At 73.1% G+C, this 15911-nt stretch carries 14 protein-coding genes; 12 read left to right on the top strand and 2 right to left on the bottom strand.

The annotated features are described in order from the left end of the window. Positions 1–145 precede the first annotated feature (145 nt). The 4 genes from NPS70_RS05495 (at position 146) to serA (ending at position 5471) form a co-directional block, all read left to right on the top strand. A complete protein-coding gene (locus NPS70_RS05495; RefSeq protein ID WP_256522859.1) occupies positions 146–1999 on the top strand; it encodes an acetolactate synthase large subunit in 1854 nt (617 codons plus the stop codon). 20 nt (positions 2000–2019) lie between these two features. Continuing rightward, entirely contained in the window at positions 2020–2544 is a 525-nt protein-coding gene (gene ilvN, locus NPS70_RS05490) for an acetolactate synthase small subunit (RefSeq protein WP_071263920.1), read from the top strand. A 99-nt stretch (positions 2545–2643) separates the two neighbouring features. Then, a complete protein-coding gene (gene ilvC / locus NPS70_RS05485; RefSeq protein ID WP_256522858.1) occupies positions 2644–3645 on the top strand; it encodes a ketol-acid reductoisomerase in 1002 nt (333 codons plus the stop codon). 233 nt (positions 3646–3878) lie between these two features. Next, complete coding sequence (gene serA, locus NPS70_RS05480; protein WP_256522857.1) at positions 3879–5471, top strand: phosphoglycerate dehydrogenase; 1593 nt, start codon at positions 3879–3881, stop codon at positions 5469–5471. A 66-nt stretch (positions 5472–5537) separates the two neighbouring features. Here serA and NPS70_RS05475 read toward each other — a convergent pair whose 3' ends face one another. Further along, positions 5538–6992: a hypothetical protein gene (locus NPS70_RS05475; RefSeq protein WP_256522856.1), complete on the bottom strand. Its 1455-nt coding sequence runs from the start codon at positions 6990–6992 to the stop codon at positions 5538–5540. A 198-nt stretch (positions 6993–7190) separates the two neighbouring features. Between NPS70_RS05475 and NPS70_RS05470 the strand changes: the two genes are divergently transcribed. Both NPS70_RS05470 and NPS70_RS05465 read left to right on the top strand, forming a co-directional pair. Next, positions 7191–7652 carry a MerR family DNA-binding protein gene (locus tag NPS70_RS05470; RefSeq protein ID WP_256522855.1) on the top strand — a complete coding sequence of 154 codons (462 nt, stop codon included), beginning with the start codon at positions 7191–7193 and terminating at the stop codon, positions 7650–7652. Next, positions 7649–8374, top strand: coding sequence for a hypothetical protein (locus tag NPS70_RS05465; RefSeq protein ID WP_256522854.1), 726 nt, complete (start codon positions 7649–7651; stop codon positions 8372–8374). The genes NPS70_RS05470 and NPS70_RS05465 overlap by 4 nt, the downstream gene beginning before the upstream one ends. A gap of 35 nt (positions 8375–8409) precedes the next feature. Here the strand turns inward: NPS70_RS05465 and NPS70_RS05460 are convergent, their stop codons facing one another. Next, positions 8410–9651: a helix-turn-helix domain-containing protein gene (locus tag NPS70_RS05460; protein WP_256522853.1), complete on the bottom strand. Its 1242-nt coding sequence runs from the start codon at positions 9649–9651 to the stop codon at positions 8410–8412. Between the two features lie 178 nt (positions 9652–9829). Here NPS70_RS05460 and NPS70_RS05455 point away from each other — a divergent pair, with 178 nt between their 5' ends. From NPS70_RS05455 to NPS70_RS05430, 6 genes are all read left to right on the top strand, one after another. Beyond that, positions 9830–10756: a proline dehydrogenase family protein gene (locus tag NPS70_RS05455; RefSeq protein ID WP_256522852.1), complete on the top strand. Its 927-nt coding sequence runs from the start codon at positions 9830–9832 to the stop codon at positions 10754–10756. Positions 10757–10810: 54 nt separating this feature from the next. Beyond that, positions 10811–12442: an L-glutamate gamma-semialdehyde dehydrogenase gene (pruA, locus tag NPS70_RS05450; RefSeq protein WP_256522851.1), complete on the top strand. Its 1632-nt coding sequence runs from the start codon at positions 10811–10813 to the stop codon at positions 12440–12442. Positions 12443–12554: 112 nt separating this feature from the next. Beyond that, the gene (locus NPS70_RS05445) at positions 12555–12794 is read left to right on the top strand and encodes a hypothetical protein (protein ID WP_256522850.1); all 240 of its coding nucleotides are present in this window, start codon (positions 12555–12557) and stop codon (positions 12792–12794) included. 291 nt (positions 12795–13085) lie between these two features. After that, positions 13086–13214, top strand: coding sequence for a hypothetical protein (locus NPS70_RS05440; RefSeq protein ID WP_256522849.1), 129 nt, complete (start codon positions 13086–13088; stop codon positions 13212–13214). Between the two features lie 197 nt (positions 13215–13411). After that, a complete protein-coding gene (locus NPS70_RS05435) occupies positions 13412–14455 on the top strand; it encodes a 3-isopropylmalate dehydrogenase (RefSeq protein WP_256522848.1) in 1044 nt (347 codons plus the stop codon). A gap of 277 nt (positions 14456–14732) precedes the next feature. Further along, positions 14733–15821 carry a branched-chain amino acid aminotransferase gene (locus tag NPS70_RS05430; RefSeq protein WP_256522847.1) on the top strand — a complete coding sequence of 363 codons (1089 nt, stop codon included), beginning with the start codon at positions 14733–14735 and terminating at the stop codon, positions 15819–15821. The last annotated feature ends 90 nt before the right edge of the window (positions 15822–15911 follow it).

Here is a 15911-nt window from a genome sequence, read left to right as displayed (position 1 = left end):
AGCGGCCCTTCGACAGGCCCTGCGGACACCTCCGACGCGCTCCCCTCGCTTGCCTCACGGCACGAGGGGTTTTTTGTTGCACCGGCACCAAGCGAAACCGCTCCAAACCCTCGCAAAAACCCTCAGCATCGAGAAGAGAATGCCGATGACCGAGCAGGCCACCGGGGCCCACCATCCTTCGCCGCGGCCCCGCAGCGGCGGACAGCCCGCCGCCCCCGTCGAACACGTGACGGGCGCGCAGTCCCTCATCCGCTCCCTCGAGGAAGTGGGGGCCGACACGGTCTTCGGCATTCCGGGCGGCGCCATCCTCCCCGCCTACGACCCGATGATGGACTCCTCCCGGGTCCGCCACGTCCTGGTCCGCCACGAGCAGGGCGCGGGCCACGCCGCCACCGGCTACGCCCAGGCCACCGGCCGCGTCGGAGTCTGCATGGCCACCTCGGGGCCGGGCGCCACCAACCTGGTCACCCCCATCGCCGACGCGCACATGGACTCGGTGCCGCTGGTCGCCATCACCGGTCAGGTCTCCTCCAAGGCGATCGGCACCGACGCCTTCCAGGAGGCGGACATCTGCGGCATCACCATGCCGATCACCAAGCACAACTTCCTGGTCACCAAGGCCGAGGACATCCCCCGCACCATCGCTGAGGCCTTCCACATCGCCTCCACCGGCCGCCCGGGCCCGGTCCTGGTCGACATCGCCAAGGACGCCCTCCAGGCGAAGACGACCTTCAGCTGGCCGCCGGGGACCGACCTGCCCGGCTACCGCCCGGTCACCAAGCCGCACGCCAAGCAGATCCGCGAGGCCGCCAGGCTGATCACCGCCGCCCGGCGCCCGGTGCTCTACGTCGGGGGCGGCGTCCTCAAGGCCGGTGCCACCGCCGAGCTGAAGGTCCTCGCCGAACTCACCGGCGCGCCCGTCACCACCACCCTGATGGCGCTCGGCGCCTTCCCCGACAGCCACCCCCAGCACGTCGGCATGCCCGGGATGCACGGCAGCGTCACCGCCGTGACCGCGTTGCAGAAGGCCGACCTGATCGTGGCCCTCGGCGCCCGCTTCGACGACCGCGTCACCGGCAAGCTGGACAGCTTCGCCCCCTACGCCAAGATCGTCCACGCGGACATCGACCCCGCCGAGATCGGCAAGAACCGGGCCGCGGACGTGCCGATCGTCGGCGACGCCCGGGAGGTCATCGCCGACCTCGTCCAGGCCGTCCAGGCCGAGCACAACGACGGCAGGGCCGGCGACTACAGCGCCTGGTGGAAGGACCTGGACCGCTGGCGCACCACCTACCCGCTGGGGTACGAGCAGCCCGAGGACGGCAGCCTCGCCCCCCAGCAGGTGATCCGGCGCATCGGCGAACTGGCCCCCGAGGGCACGATCTTCGCCGCGGGCGTCGGCCAGCACCAGATGTGGGCCGCCCACTTCATCGACTACGAGCAGCCCGCCACCTGGCTGAACTCCGGCGGCGCCGGGACCATGGGCTACGCGGTCCCCGCCGCCATGGGAGCCAAGGCCGGCCGCCCGGAACGCGCCGTCTGGGCGATCGACGGCGACGGCTGCTTCCAGATGACCAACCAGGAACTGGTCACCTGCGCGCTGAACAACATCCCGATCAAGGTCGCCATCATCAACAACGGCGCCCTCGGCATGGTCCGCCAGTGGCAGACCCTGTTCTACAACCAGCGCTACTCCAACACCGTGCTCCACTCCGGCCCCGGTGCCGAGGGCAAGCAGGCCGGTGCCGGCACCCGCGTCCCGGACTTCGTGAAGCTCTCCGAGGCCATGGGCTGCCACGCGATCCGCTGCGAGTCCCCCGACGAGCTGGACAAGGTCATCGCCGAGGCCAACGCGATCAACGACCGCCCGGTCGTCGTCGACTTCATCGTCCACGAGGACGCCCAGGTGTGGCCGATGGTCGCCGCCGGCACCTCCAACGACGAGGTCATGGCCGCCCGCGGCGTCCGCCCCGACTTCGGCGACAGCGAAGACGACTGAGAGAGAGCAGAGTTACCGACATGTCCAAGCACACGCTCTCGGTCCTGGTCGAGAACACGCCCGGCATCCTGGCCCGCATCGCCGCCCTGTTCTCGCGCCGCGGCTTCAACATCGACTCCCTCGCCGTCGGGGTCACCGAGCACCCCGACATCTCCCGCATCACCATCGTGGTCAACGTCGAGGACCTTCCGCTGGAGCAGGTGACCAAGCAGCTCAACAAGCTGGTCAACGTGCTGAAGATCGTCGAGCTGGAGCCCGGCGCCGCGATCCAGCGGGAGCTGGTCCTGGTCAAGGTCCGCGCCGACAACGAGACCCGCTCCCAGATCGTCGAGATCGTCCAGCTGTTCCGGGCCAAGACCGTGGACGTCTCACCCGAGGCCGTCACCATCGAGGCCACCGGTTCGAGTGACAAGCTGGAGGCGATGCTGAAGATGCTGGAGCAGTTCGGCATCAAGGAACTCGTCCAGTCCGGCACGATCGCCATAGGGCGTGGCGCGCGGTCCATCACGGACCGCTCGCTCAGGGCCCTCGACCGCAGCGCCTGAGCCCCCGCCCCGAGGTCTCGCCAGGCGAGACCGCGTGACCCTTCCGCCCCATCCCGCCGTACGGTGGGTCGCAACACGAGCATTCCAAGGAGAATCCCAGTGGCCGAGCTGTTCTACGACGCCGACGCCGACCTGTCCATCATCCAGAACCGCAAGGTCGCGGTGATCGGCTACGGCAGCCAGGGCCACGCCCACGCGCTGTCGCTGCGCGACTCCGGCGTCGACGTCCGGGTCGGCCTGCACGAGGGCTCCACGTCCAAGGCGAAGGCCGAGGAGCAGGGCCTGCGGGTCGTCTCCCCCGCCGAGGCCGCCGCCGAGGCCGACGTCATCATGATCCTCGTCCCGGACCCGATCCAGGCCCAGGTCTACGAGGAGCACATCGCCCCCAACCTGAAGGACGGCGACGCCCTGTTCTTCGGCCACGGCCTGAACGTCCGCTACGGCTTCATCAAGCCCCCGGCGGGCGTGGACGTCGCCATGGTCGCGCCCAAGGGCCCGGGCCACCTGGTCCGCCGCCAGTACGAGGAGGGCCGCGGCGTGCCGTGCATCGCGGCCGTCGAGCAGGACGCCACCGGCAAGGCCTTCGACCTGGCGCTGTCGTACGCCAAGGGCATCGGCGGCACCCGCGCCGGCGTCATCAAGACCACCTTCAAGGAGGAGACCGAGACCGACCTGTTCGGTGAGCAGGCCGTCCTCTGCGGTGGCACGGCGGCGCTGGTCAAGGCGGGCTTCGAGACCCTGACCGAGGCCGGCTACCAGCCGGAGATCGCCTACTTCGAGTGCCTCCACGAGCTGAAGCTGATCGTGGACCTGATGTACGAGGGCGGCCTGGAGAAGATGCGCTGGTCGGTCTCCGAGACCGCCGAGTGGGGCGACTACGTCACCGGCCCGCGGATCATCACCGACGCCACCAAGGCCGAGATGAAGAAGGTCCTCGCCGAGATCCAGGACGGCACCTTCGCCAAGAACTGGATGGACGAGTACCACGGCGGTCTGAAGAAGTACAACGAGTACAAGACCCAGGACTCCGAGCACCTGCTGGAGACCACGGGCAAGGAGCTGCGCAAGCTCATGAGCTGGGTCGACAACGACGAGTCCTGAAGGACCCGCCGGCCCGGGGGCCCCGATCGGGGCCCCCGGGCCGCACCCGCCGCCTCGTCCAGCCACGGACGGGTGATCCTTCCGACGAGGCGCATGCCGCGGCCCGCGCCGCCACTACACTCATCCCTACATACGCGTCAGGCCCACAGTGTCGTGCGTCTTCCACGCGGCTAGCCCCCTCCACCGCTGCGGCCGTCGGGACGGCCGTCTGCACCGGACATGTGAGGACTCACGTGAGCTCGAAACCTGTCGTACTCATCGCTGAAGAGCTGTCGCCCGCCACCGTGGACGCGCTCGGTCCGGACTTCGAGATCCGGCAGTGCAACGGCGCCGACCGCGCGGAGCTGATCCCCGCCCTCGCCGACGTGGACGCCGTCCTCATCCGCTCCGCCACCAAGATGGACGCCGAGGCCATCGCCGCCGCCCGCAAGCTGCGCGTCGTCGCCCGGGCCGGCGTCGGCCTCGACAACGTCGACGTCTCCGCCGCCACCAAGGCCGGCGTGATGGTGGTCAACGCCCCGACCTCCAACATCGTCACCGCCGCCGAACTCGCCTGCGGCCTGCTGCTCGCCACCGCCCGCAACATCCCGCAGGCCAACACCGCCCTGAAGAACGCCGAGTGGAAGCGCTCGAAGTACACCGGCGTGGAGCTGAGCGAGAAGGTCCTCGGCGTCGTCGGACTCGGCCGCATCGGCGTGCTGGTCGCCCAGCGGATGTCCGCCTTCGGGATGAAGGTCGTCGCCTACGACCCCTACGTCCAGCCGGCCCGCGCCGCGCAGATGGGCGTCAAGCTGCTCTCCCTGGACGAGCTGCTGGAGGTCTCCGACTTCATCACCGTCCACCTCCCCAAGACCCCCGAGACGCTGGGCCTGATCGGCGACGAGGCGCTGCACAAGGTCAAGCCCTCCGTACGCGTCGTCAACGCCGCCCGCGGCGGCATCGTCGACGAGGAGGCGCTGTACTCGGCGCTCAAGGAGGGCCGGGTCGCCGGCGCGGGCCTCGACGTGTACGCCAAGGAACCCTGCACCGACTCCCCGCTGTTCGAGCTGGACCAGGTCGTGTGCACCCCGCACCTGGGCGCCTCCACGGACGAGGCCCAGGAGAAGGCCGGGGTCGCCGTGGCCCGCTCGGTGCGCCTGGCCCTGGCCGGGGAGCTGGTCCCCGACGCGGTCAACGTCCAGGGCGGAGTCATCGCCGAGGACGTGCGCCCGGGCCTGCCGCTGGCCGAGAAGCTGGGCCGCATCTTCACCGCCCTGGCCGGCGAGGTGGCGGTCCGCCTCGACGTCGAGGTGTACGGCGAGATCACCCAGCACGACGTGAAGGTCCTCGAACTCTCGGCGCTCAAGGGCGTGTTCGAGGACGTCGTGGACGAGACCGTCTCCTATGTGAACGCCCCGCTCTTCGCCCAGGAGCGCGGTGTCGAGGTGCGGCTCACGACCGGCTCGGAGTCCCCCGACCACCGCAACGTGGTCACGGTGCGCGGCACCCTCTCCGGCGGGGAGGAGGTCGCGGTCTCCGGCACGCTGGCCGGCCCCAAGCACCTGCAGAAGATCGTCGCGATCGGCGACCACGACGTCGACCTCGCCCTCGCCGACCACATGCTGGTGCTCCGCTACGACGACCGCCCGGGCGTCGTCGGCACCGTCGGCCGGATCCTCGGCGAGGCGGGCCTCAACATCGCGGGAATGCAGGTCTCCCGTGCGGAGGAGGGCGGCGAGGCGCTCGTCGTGCTCACCGTCGACGACACGGTCCCGCCCACCGTGCTCGCCGAGATCGCCGAGGAGATCGGCGCCGCCTCCGCCCGCTCGGTGAACCTCACCGACTGAGAGCGGCGGCCCGCCTGCACGGGGCCCCGGTGCCGAGCGCACCGGGGCCCCGCACGCGTGCGGGGCTCAGCCGCCCCGGGGCCGGTGCACGGTCAGCTCGCCGTAGGCGGCGAGCGCGCGAGCGGGGTCGGCCGGCTCGGCGGCGAGCACCGCGTCCAGGAAGGCGAGGGTGGCCCCCGCGGTGATCCGGTGCCCCCCGGTGCGGCCCAGCGAACCGACCAGCGAGGGCAGCGGCGGCAGGTACAGCGGCGCGTCGGTGAAGGTCAGATGCGCGGCGCCCGGGACGGTGAGCCGGTAGCCGGGGGCCGTCCCCGCCTCCAGGGCCCGGCGAAGCCGCGGCAGGTAGTCGGGGTCGGTGTCCGGGCCCACGGCCTGGGTGAGCGCCAGGACGGGCCGGGTGCGCACCCCCGGGCCCGTGTCGCGGGGGAAGCCGTCGAGGTCCACCGCGGCGGCGAAGCGGTCGTCCTGCGCCGCGGCGAGCAGGGCCGCCGCCCCGCCGAGGGAGTGCCCGGCGACCGCCGCGCGCCGTGTGTCGAGCCGTCCGGCCAGGAGACCGGGGGCCTCGCCCCGGTCGATCCGGCCCAGCCGGGTCAGGACGAAGCGGAGATCCGCCGCGCGCACCGCGGTCCACCGGGCGGCGCGGCGCTCGTCCTCGGCGCTGTCCCCGGAGGCGGCTACCTCGGTGCGCACGGTCCGCCCGTCGTCCAGGACGACCGCCGCGGAGTCGTAGGGGTGGTCCAGCGCGGCCACCACGTAGCCGTGGGAGGCGATCTCCTGGGCCCAGGCCGTGTTCTGGGTGCGCACACCGCCGAGGCCCGGGGAGAACAGCACCACCGGGAAGCGCCCGCCGCGCGCGGCGACCGGTGCGTCCGGCACCGCGTGCCCGCGCGCCGCCGCCGCCCCGTCCAGGGCGAAGGCCGGCAGCCCGGCGTAGCCGGCCAGGGCGTCCCCGACCGTCCGCGCCTCGTCCGCGGTCCTGCCGAGGTAGCGGGCTCGCGGACCCGGGGCCCGGTCCGCCGGGTACCACAGCTGGACCACCACGGTGCGCCGGTCCCCGGGCTCGGCGGTGGCGGGCTCCGGCCGGACGGGGTCCGTCCACTGCACCGTGCCGGTGCCCACCCCGTACGGTCCGGTGGGCTCGGGGAGCACCGGCACGGGCAGGGCCCAGGAGGCCGCGGGCCCGGCCGCGATCAGCACGCCGCAGAGCAGCGTCGCGGGCCCCGCCGCCCACCACGGAGCCCGGCGCGGGGCACGCGGCGCGCCCCTGCGGAGCACCGGGGCGAGAGCGAAGGGGAGGGCCAGGCCCGCGGCGACCAGCACGGGCACCAGCTGCCACCGGAGGCCGGACAGGGCAACGGCGCCCGCGGAGGCCGCCGCGACACCGGCCGAGGTGAGCGCGACCGGGCCGCGGGCCGCGGGCGGCAGCCAGCGGGCCGCGACCGCGGCGGTCGCGGCGAGGACGAGAAGGGTCTCGGAGAGGGACAGGTTCAGCCCCGTGATCGACTCGGTCACACCCGCCATGCTCGGCACCCTGCCCGTGCCGCCGCATCCGTCCGGGGTCGCGCCCGTGTGCCACCTCCGGCGTACGCCGGGAGCGCCCGCCGTCCTCCCGGAGGGCTCACCGCGCAGGTCGGGGGACCGCCCGGGGCGCCGGTGTGACAGGCGTCACCCGGGCCCGGCTTGATCCTGGAGTCCACTCCAGGATCTAACGTCGGGGCCATGACCACAGCGATCCTGCCGGGCACCACCGCCCGGCTCAGCACCGGTGCGCTGGCCAGCGCCGCCGGCATCTCGGTGGACGCCGTCCGCTTCTACGAGCGGGAGGGCCTGCTCCCGCCCGCGGAGCGCACCAGCGGGGACCACCGCCGCTACCCGCAGGAAGCGGTGGACCGCCTGACCTTCATCCGGGTCGGCCGGCGCCTCGGGCTGCGCCTGGAGGAGATCCGGGAACTCGCCGACGCCTGCGACCATGTGACCGACTGCCCGGCCGACCACGCCGAGGCGCTCCTGCGCGGCCGGATCGCCGACGTGGAGCGGCAGCTGGGCGAGCTGGCGGCGCTCCGCGACCGCCTGGTGCACGTCGTCGGGCGGCTGGGCGCCCACCGGGACTCCCTGGAGGACCTCCTCGGTCCCGATGCCGACGCGGACGCCCCTGGCGACGGGGCGGAGGAGGGCCGGTGAGCGCCTCCCCGTCCCCGGACACCCGGGTGCTGGACCGGGCCGGACTCCTCGCGGCGCTCGCCGCCTTCGCCTGCGCGGTCGCCTTTCCCGTGCTGACGGCCGTCCACTCCGGCGTGCACCTCCAGCCCACCGACGTGCCGCTGACGCTGGCGGAGTTCGCCGCACCGCTCCACGACCGGCCGGAGGCCGTGCTCCTCTGGATGGGCTTCGACGCGCTCTTCGTCCTGGCCTACGTGGTCACCTTCACCGCGGCCCGGGGGCTGACCGCCTCCCGCGTGCTCGGCAACCTGAGCATGGGCGCGATGATCGCCACCGGTGTCCTGGACATGGTGGAGAACGCCGTGCTGGCCGTCCACGCCGCCCAGGCGGCAGCGGGCGAGCCCCTCGCCTCCGTTCCGGTGGCTGCCCTGTACACGGTCGCCCAGCTCAAGGGGACCGCCGCGACGGCCGGCATCGGGCTGCTCGCCCTGGCCCTGCCCACGGGAACCCGGCTGCTGCGCGCGGCGGTCGCCGCGGCCGCCGCCTTCGTGGCGGTGACCGCGGCCGGGGTGGCCGTCCCCGCGCTGGCACCGCTGGAGGCGCTGCCGATCCTGCTGCTCACCGGACTCCTCGCGGCGGTCTTCGCCGGGCGTCTGCGCGCGACGGCACCGGGTCGCGGCCCGGCCGCACCGGCGGGCCCGGCCCTCCCCGGGGGCGCGGCCGCGGCAGGGGCCGCGGGCTGAGTCCGCCGGGGGCGGGCCCCGGCCTCCCCCGCGGCTCAGGACCGGTGCGGCTCCGGGGCCCGGGCCCGCAGCCGGGCGCCCTTGAGCGCCATGTGCAGCAGCAGGCGGTGACCCCCGTCGTCGAGGTCGAGGCCGGTCAGCTGCTCGACCCGGGACAGCCGGTAGTACAGCGTCTGCCGGTGGACGCCCAGCGCCGCGGCCGTCCGGCCCGCCTGGCCCGCGCAGTCGAGGAACACCTCGGCGGTGCGGGCCAGCTCGCGGTGGGAGGCCGTCAGCAGCTGCCGCACGCAGGGGTCGTCCAGACGGTCCGGGGGCAGTGCGGTGAGCATCCGGAAGGCGCCGAGCTCCGGCCAGTGCGCCACGGGGGAGTGGCGGGGCTCGGCGAGCGCGGTGCGTGCCGCGGCCGCGGCCTCCCGCCAGGCGGTCCCCAGCTCGCCCAGCCCGCGGTGGGCCGCCGAGACCCCCGCCCCGGTGGCGGGCGCGTCCCCCCGGCCCGTGCCCCGGGCGGTGCCGCCGGAGGCCCGGTCGCGGAGCCGGACCGCGGCCGCCAGCGCCGGTTCGGGGTTGTCCGCCGACCGCAGCCGGACCAGGGCGGCGAGGCCCTCGTCCGCCGGGGCCTCGGCGCCGCCGGGCTCCCCGGGCGGGTGCCCGGTGTGCAGCGGGACCGTGGCCAGTGCCGCCGCGCCGGGCAGGGCACGGACCGAGGGGGCGTCGTCCGCCTGCCAGGGCAGCACGCAGACCAGCGCGTGCAGTCCCTCGCCCGCGGGGCCGAGCGCCTCGGCGAAGGCGGAGACCGCCATGTCGTACTGCCAGCCGCGGTCGGCGGTCAGCACCGCGCGCAGCTCCCGTGAGAGGTCGGAGCCGGCGCGCTCCTCGTCCGCCAGCAGGGTCCCGATCCGCCCGGCCACCTCCATGGCGGCGGCCAGCCGGTCCGGACCCGGGCCGGGGGCGGAGTCCAGGAGCCACACGTAGCCGAGCACCACCCCGTGGTGGCGCACCGGCAGGCAGAGCCGGGCGCGGTTCACCCCGGCCTCGGGTGCGGCGGGGATGCGGACGGGCCCGGCGGCGCGGGCGATGCCGAAGCCCTCGAACCAGGACCGGACGGCCGGGGTCGACGTCCTGGTGAGGATGGACCGGGTGCGCACCGGGTCCATCGTGTCGTCGTCGCTGTCGTGCGCGCCGAACGCGATCAGCCGGAAGTCCCGGTCCTCCAGTGTGGCGGGGGCCGCGAGCAGGCCGGAGATCTCGTCGACCAGATCCTGGTAGTCGCCCTTCACGCGGCCATTCTCGCACTCCTTGTACATATGTCTGAGATCCCGGACACGGATGCGTGACAGCTGTCGATGGCTCGGCATCCGCGCGATCCTTAGGTTTCACGGTGGTTCATCGTGCTGTTCCCGGACTGTGTCTTCTGTCCGGGTTACGCCGCTCTTCATCCGTGCCATGGAGGTGCCCGTGCTGGGTCCCGTGATCCTCGCCGCGTCGCGCAGCGACAGAATGCGCCGCTTCGTCTCGGCCGCCCCGGGGACCAAGCAGGTCGTCGCCCGGTTCATCGCCGGTGAGAACGTCGACCAGGTCGTCCCCATCGTCAGGGACGCGGTCGCCCGGGGCCTGGAGGTCACTCTCGACGTGGTGGGCGAGGACATCACCACGCGCGAGCAGGCCGCCGGGGCCCGGGACGCCTATCTGGAGCTCGTCGAGTGCCTGGCCCGGCTGGACTTCGGGCCCAGGGTCGAGATGTCGGTCAAACTGTCGATGTTCGGCCAGTCCCTGGAGGGCGGCCACGAGCTGGCCCTCGCCAACATCCGCCCCGTCGTCGAGGCGGCCGCCGCCATCGGCACCACGGTGACCCTGGACGCCGAGGACCACACCACCCTCGACTCGATGTTCGCCATCCACGAGGAGCTGCGGAAGGACTTCCCGGACACCGGCTGCGTCATCCAGGCGTACCTCTTCCGCACCGAGCAGGACGCCCGCCGCCTCGCCGCGGACGGCAGCCGGGTCCGCCTGGTCAAGGGGGCCTACAAGGAGCCCGCCTCCGTCGCGATCCAGGACCGGGCCGGGATCGACAAGGCCTATGTGCGGATCCTGCGCATCCTGATGGAGGGGGAGGGGTACCCGATGATCGGGTCCCACGACCCGCGCCTGATCGCCATCGGGCAGGAACTCGCCCGCGGCGCCGGGCGCAAGCTGGACGAGTACGAGTTCCAGATGCTCTACGGGATCCGCGGCGACGAGCAGCTCCGGCTCGCCGCCGAGGGCCACCGGATGCGCGTCTACACCGCGTACGGCACCGACTGGTACGGCTACTTCATGCGCCGTCTCGCGGAGAAGCCGGCCAACCTGCTGTTCTTCCTGCGCTCGATGATCACCAAGAACTGACCCCGACCGAACCCAGGGCCCTCACCCCCCCTCGCTTAAGGAGTCACGGAAGTCATGGACGCCGTCACCCAGGTCCCCGCTCCCGTCAACGAGCCGGTCCACGGCTACGCCCCCGGTTCGCCCGAGCGCGCCCGGCTGGAGGCCAGGCTCAAGGAGCTGGCCGAGAACCCGATCGAGCTGCCGATGACCATCGGCGGTGTCAGGCGGATGGGCGGCGGCGAGCGCGTCGACGTCGTGCAGCCGCACAACCACCGGGCCGTCATCGGCACCTTCGCCGGCGCCACCCGGCAGGACGCCCAGGACGCCGTCGACGCCGCGCTCGCCGCGGCCCCGGCCTGGCGCGCCATGTCCTTCGACGACCGCGCCGCGATCATCCTGCGCGCCGCCGAGCTGCTGGCCGGCCCCTGGCGCGAGACGATGGCCGCCTCCACCATGCTGGGCCAGTCCAAGACCGCGCAGCAGGCCGAGATCGACACCCCCTGCGAGCTCGTCGACTTCTGGCGCTTCAACGTCAAGTACGCCCGCGACCTGCTGGCCGAGCAGCCCCCGGCGAACTCGCCCGGTGTGTGGAACCGCCTGGACCACCGCCCGCTGGAGGGCTTCGTCTACGCGATCACGCCCTTCAACTTCACTGCCATCGCCGGCAACCTGCCGACCGCCCCGGCCCTGATGGGCAACGTCGTGGTCTGGAAGCCGTCCCCGACGCAGACCCACGCGGCCGTGCTGCTGATGCAGCTGCTGGAGGAGGCCGGGCTGCCCAAGGGCGTCATCAACCTGGTGACCGGCGACGGCATCGCCGTCTCGGAGGTGGCGCTGGAGCACCCGATGCTCGCGGGCATCCACTTCACCGGGTCGACCCGGACCTTCCAGCACCTGTGGAAGACGGTCGGCAACAACATCGAGAAGTACCGCTCCTACCCGCGCATCGTCGGCGAGACCGGCGGCAAGGACTTCGTCGTCGCCCACCCGAGCGCCGACCGCGCCGTGCTGAAGACCGCCCTGACCCGCGGCTCCTTCGAGTTCCAGGGCCAGAAGTGCTCCGCCTCCTCGCGCGCCTACATCCCGGCGTCGATCTGGAACACGGGCTTCAGGGAGGAGTTCGCGGCCGAGGTCGAGGGCATCCCGATGGGCGACGTCACCGACCTGACGAACTTCATCGGCGCGGTGATCGACGAGCGGGCCTTCGCCAAGAACAAGGCCGCGATCGACCGGGCCAAGGAGGACCCGACCTGCACCGTCGTCGCGGGCGGCACCTACGACGACTCGGTCGGCTACTTCGTCCGCCCGACCGTCATCGAGTGCACCGACCCGGGCAACGAGGTCTTCACCACGGAGTACTTCGGCCCGATCCTCGCCGTCCACGTCTACGAGGACGACCAGTACGAGGCCGTGCTGGAGCAGATGGAGTCGGTCTCCGCCTACGCCCTGACCGGCTCGGTCATCGCCGGGGACCGTGCCGCCGCGGCCCACACGATGGACAAGCTCCGCTACGCGGCGGGCAACTTCTACATCAACGACAAGTCCACCGGCGCCGTCGTCGGCCAGCAGCCCTTCGGCGGCGGCCGCGCCTCCGGCACCAACGACAAGGCCGGCGCCCCGCAGAACCTGATGCGCTGGACGCTGACCCGCGCCATCAAGGAGACGCTGGTCGCGCCGACCGACTACACCTACCCGCACATGGGCTGACCCTCCGTACCGCCCCGCGGACACCGCCCCCGCCGGTCCCCCCAGACCGGCGGGGGCGGTTCGCGTCCGGCGGGCATAGGCTGCCCGGGAGGGGGCGCTTCGAGGAGGAACCATGCCCGGATCCACCACCCTCGGCCCCGGCCACGGGGTCGACAGCGTCGAGCACGAGGACGCGCGCCGACTGGCCCACCTCGCCCGCAGTCTGCACGCCCTGCTGGAGGCCGAGGGCCCCGAGCGGCTCAGCGACGCCCAGGCGGCCGCCCTCTGCGGCGACGACCACTCCTCCCGCGAGGAGTTGACCGCCTGGACCGAGCGGGTGGCCCGGGTGCTCCGCACGGCCACCGGGGGCTGACGCGGCCGCGCCGGCAGCGGCGGCCGGGGGCCCCGGGGCGGGCGGCCCGGCGCCGCGGCGGCCTGCTGTGACGAGCGGCACGCCTCCCGCCGTCTCAGATAGTAGGAAGCCCGACTAACTGTGGAGACAGAACGGTGCGGCTGCCTTACGTTTGTAGGAGCCGAACGTCTCGCTCGATCCAGCGAACGGCGGTCGTGAGCCAGTGCCTTCGCGCAGGCAACCCCTGCGGCCTCGCTCCCCGCCCCTTCCGGCGCCTTCGAAATCCTTCCGATCTCCAAGGAGTCGATCACCATGCCCGCTGAGACCGTCCGCCGCGTCCGCCGCTCCGCCCGCACCGCCGACGCCGACCGCAGGAACGCCGCCGCCGCGCTCCAGCGCGCCCTGGACCGCCGCGACAACGGCGGGGACACCGGCCACTGAGCCGGGGCTCCGCCCCGGTCCCCGCACGCGCTCCCTTTCCGAGGTCCCTCCTCCGCGGCGCCCCCTCGGGCCCGGGGGAGGGGCCGCGGTGCCTGCCGCGTGCCCGCGCCGCCGCCGTCCGGTCCGCGTCCGACGGAGAGGCGTCCAGATGGTGGACATCGCGTGTCAACGAATGGGACGCGGAGTAGGGTGCCGACATGTCTCGCAGCATCAATCTCGCAGTGGTCCCCGGTGACGGCATCGGCAAGGAAGTCGTGGCTCAGGGCCTCAAGGTCCTCGCCGCCGTCCTCCCGCAGGATGTGAAGCTGGAGACCAAGGAGTACGACCTGGGCGCCCAGCGCTGGCACCGGACGGGGGAGACCCTCCCGGACGCCGAACTGGAGGCGCTCAAGGGGCACGACGCGATCCTGCTCGGCGCCGTCGGCGACCCCTCGGTGCCGTCCGGCGTCCTGGAGCGCGGCCTCCTGCTCAAGCTCCGCTTCGCCTTCGACCACCATGTGAACCTGCGGCCGTCCAAGCTGTTCCCCAACACCGCCACCCCGCTCGCCGGGCGGCCCGACATCGACTTCGTGGTGGTCCGCGAGGGCACCGAGGGCCCCTACACCGGCAACGGCGGCTCGCTGCGCACCGGCACCCCGCACGAGGTCGCCACCGAGGTCAGCCTGAACACGGCCTTCGGGGTGGAGCGGGTCGTCCGCGACGCCTACGAGCGCGCCGCTGCCCGGCCGCGCAAGAAGCTGACGCTGGTCCACAAGAACAACGTCCTCGTCCACGCGGGCCACCTGTGGAAGCGGATCTTCGACGCGGTGGGCCGGGAGTACCCCCAGGTCACGACGGACTACCTGCACGTCGACGCCGCGACGATCTTCTTCGTCACGCAGCCCGAGCGCTTCGACGTGATCGTCACCGACAACCTCTTCGGCGACATCATCACCGACCTCGCCGCCGCGGTCACCGGGGGTATCGGCCTGGCCGCCTCCGGCAACATCAACCCGGGCGGTGCCTTCCCCTCGATGTTCGAGCCCGTCCACGGCTCGGCCCCGGACATCGCGGGCACCGGCAAGGCCGACCCCACGGCCACCGTCCTGTCCGTCGCCCTGCTGCTGCGGCACCTCGGCCACGAGACCGAGGCCGACCGCATCGAGGCGGCGGTCACCGCCGACCTGGCGGAGCGCAGCCCCGAGAAGGTCCGCACCACGGACGAGATCGGCGACGCGCTCGCGGTACGCGTAGCGGGCTGACCCGACGGACCGCATCCCCGCGGGGGCCGTTTCCGGCCCCCGCCCCGCCGCCGGGTCGCCTTCCCACCGCGCCCGGCGGCTTCTGCTGCGCCGTGACGGGTGCCACCATCGACACCGGGCCGCGCTCCACGCTGTTCCCCGTCCGGGCCCACGCGGGCGATAATCGAACGTGGGCCGTGTACACGGCGATGTTCGGACGTCCAAGCACCCGCGCGGCGTCGGGCATCCGCCCCGCGTGACGCGGTCCGCCACTGCCAACCGGTGAAGGACTCCACTCATGACGACGCCCTCGATCGAGCTCAAGCCCTCCTCGCACCCGCTGTCCGACGCGGAGCGCGACGCGATCCTGGCCAGCCCCGGCTTCGGCCGCCACTTCACCGACCACATGGTCGTCATCAAGTGGACCGAGGGGCGCGGCTGGCATGACGCGGAGCTCGTCCCCTACGCGCCGCTGTCGATCGACCCTGCCAACATGACCCTCCACTACGCGCAGGAGATCTTCGAGGGGCTCAAGGCCTACCGCCACCCCGACGGCTCGGTGGCCCTCTTCCGCCCCGAGGCGAACGCCCGGCGGTTCCAGGCCTCGGCCCGTCGGCTGGCCATGCCCGAGCTGCCCGTCGACCTGTTCGTCGCCGCCTGTGACGCGATCGTCCGCCAGGACGAGGCGTGGGTCCCGGCCCACGGCGGCGAGGAGTCGCTCTACCTGCGGCCCTTCATGATCGCCAGCGAGGTCGGCCTCGGGGTGCGCCCGGCCAGCGAGTACCTGTTCCTGGTCATCGCCTCGCCCGCCGGTGCGTACTTCCCGGGCGGCGTGAAGCCGGTCTCCATCTGGCTGTCCGAGGACCGGGTGCGCGCCGTCCCCGGGGGCATGGGCGACGCCAAGACCGGCGGCAACTACGCCGCCTCCCTCCTCGCCCAGGCCGAGGCGGCCGCCAAGGGCTGCGACCAGGTCGCCTACCTCGACGCCGTCGAGCACACGTGGGTCGAGGAGCTCGGCGGCATGAACCTCTACTTCGTCTACGAGGACCGCATCGTCACCCCGACGCTGACCGGCTCCCTGCTCGCCGGCATCACCCGCGACTCCCTGCTGAAGCTGGCCGGGGACCTCGGGTACACCTCCGAGGAGGGGCGCGTCTCGATCGACCAGTGGCAGGCGGACAGCGAGAGCGGTGCCCTCAAGGAGGTCTTCGCCTGCGGCACGGCCGCCGTCATCACGCCCGTCGGCACCGTGAAGTCGGCCCGGGGCGAGTGGCAGCAGTCCGGCGGGGAGCCGGGCGAGGTCACGCTCAAGCTCCGCAAGGCGCTGCTGGACATCCAGACCGGCAAGGCCGCGGACGCCCACGGCTGGACGCACCCCGTCGCCTGACCCGTCCTGCGGTCCGGCAGCCGGCCCGCCGCCCCGGCCCCGTCCGGTGCGGCGGGCCGCCGTGCGCCGGCGGGCGGGCGATGCACGGCC

Origin of the sequence: Streptomyces sp. C10-9-1 (assembly GCF_024497955.1) — a bacterium.
Taxonomy (GTDB): domain Bacteria; phylum Actinomycetota; class Actinomycetes; order Streptomycetales; family Streptomycetaceae; genus Streptomyces; species Streptomyces sanyensis.
Note: the sequence above shows the minus strand (reverse complement) of the source record. Positions and strands in the feature narration are given on the sequence as shown.

Bases quoted from the DNA above. Each gene is read 5' to 3' on its own strand.
- NPS70_RS05495 (WP_256522859.1), top strand. From the start codon at position 146: ATGACCGAGCAGGCCACCGGGGCCCACCATCCTTCGCCGCGGCCCCGC.
- ilvN (WP_071263920.1), top strand. From the start codon at position 2,020: ATGTCCAAGCACACGCTCTCGGTCCTGGTCGAGAACACGCCCGGCATC.
- NPS70_RS05475 (WP_256522856.1), bottom strand. From the start codon at position 6,992: ATGGCGGGTGTGACCGAGTCGATCACGGGGCTGAACCTGTCCCTCTCC.
- NPS70_RS05470 (WP_256522855.1), top strand. From the start codon at position 7,191: ATGACCACAGCGATCCTGCCGGGCACCACCGCCCGGCTCAGCACCGGT.
- pruA (WP_256522851.1), top strand. From the start codon at position 10,811: ATGGACGCCGTCACCCAGGTCCCCGCTCCCGTCAACGAGCCGGTCCAC.
- NPS70_RS05445 (WP_256522850.1), top strand. From the start codon at position 12,555: ATGCCCGGATCCACCACCCTCGGCCCCGGCCACGGGGTCGACAGCGTC.
- NPS70_RS05440 (WP_256522849.1), top strand. From the start codon at position 13,086: ATGCCCGCTGAGACCGTCCGCCGCGTCCGCCGCTCCGCCCGCACCGCC.
- NPS70_RS05435 (WP_256522848.1), top strand. From the start codon at position 13,412: ATGTCTCGCAGCATCAATCTCGCAGTGGTCCCCGGTGACGGCATCGGC.
- NPS70_RS05430 (WP_256522847.1), top strand. From the start codon at position 14,733: ATGACGACGCCCTCGATCGAGCTCAAGCCCTCCTCGCACCCGCTGTCC.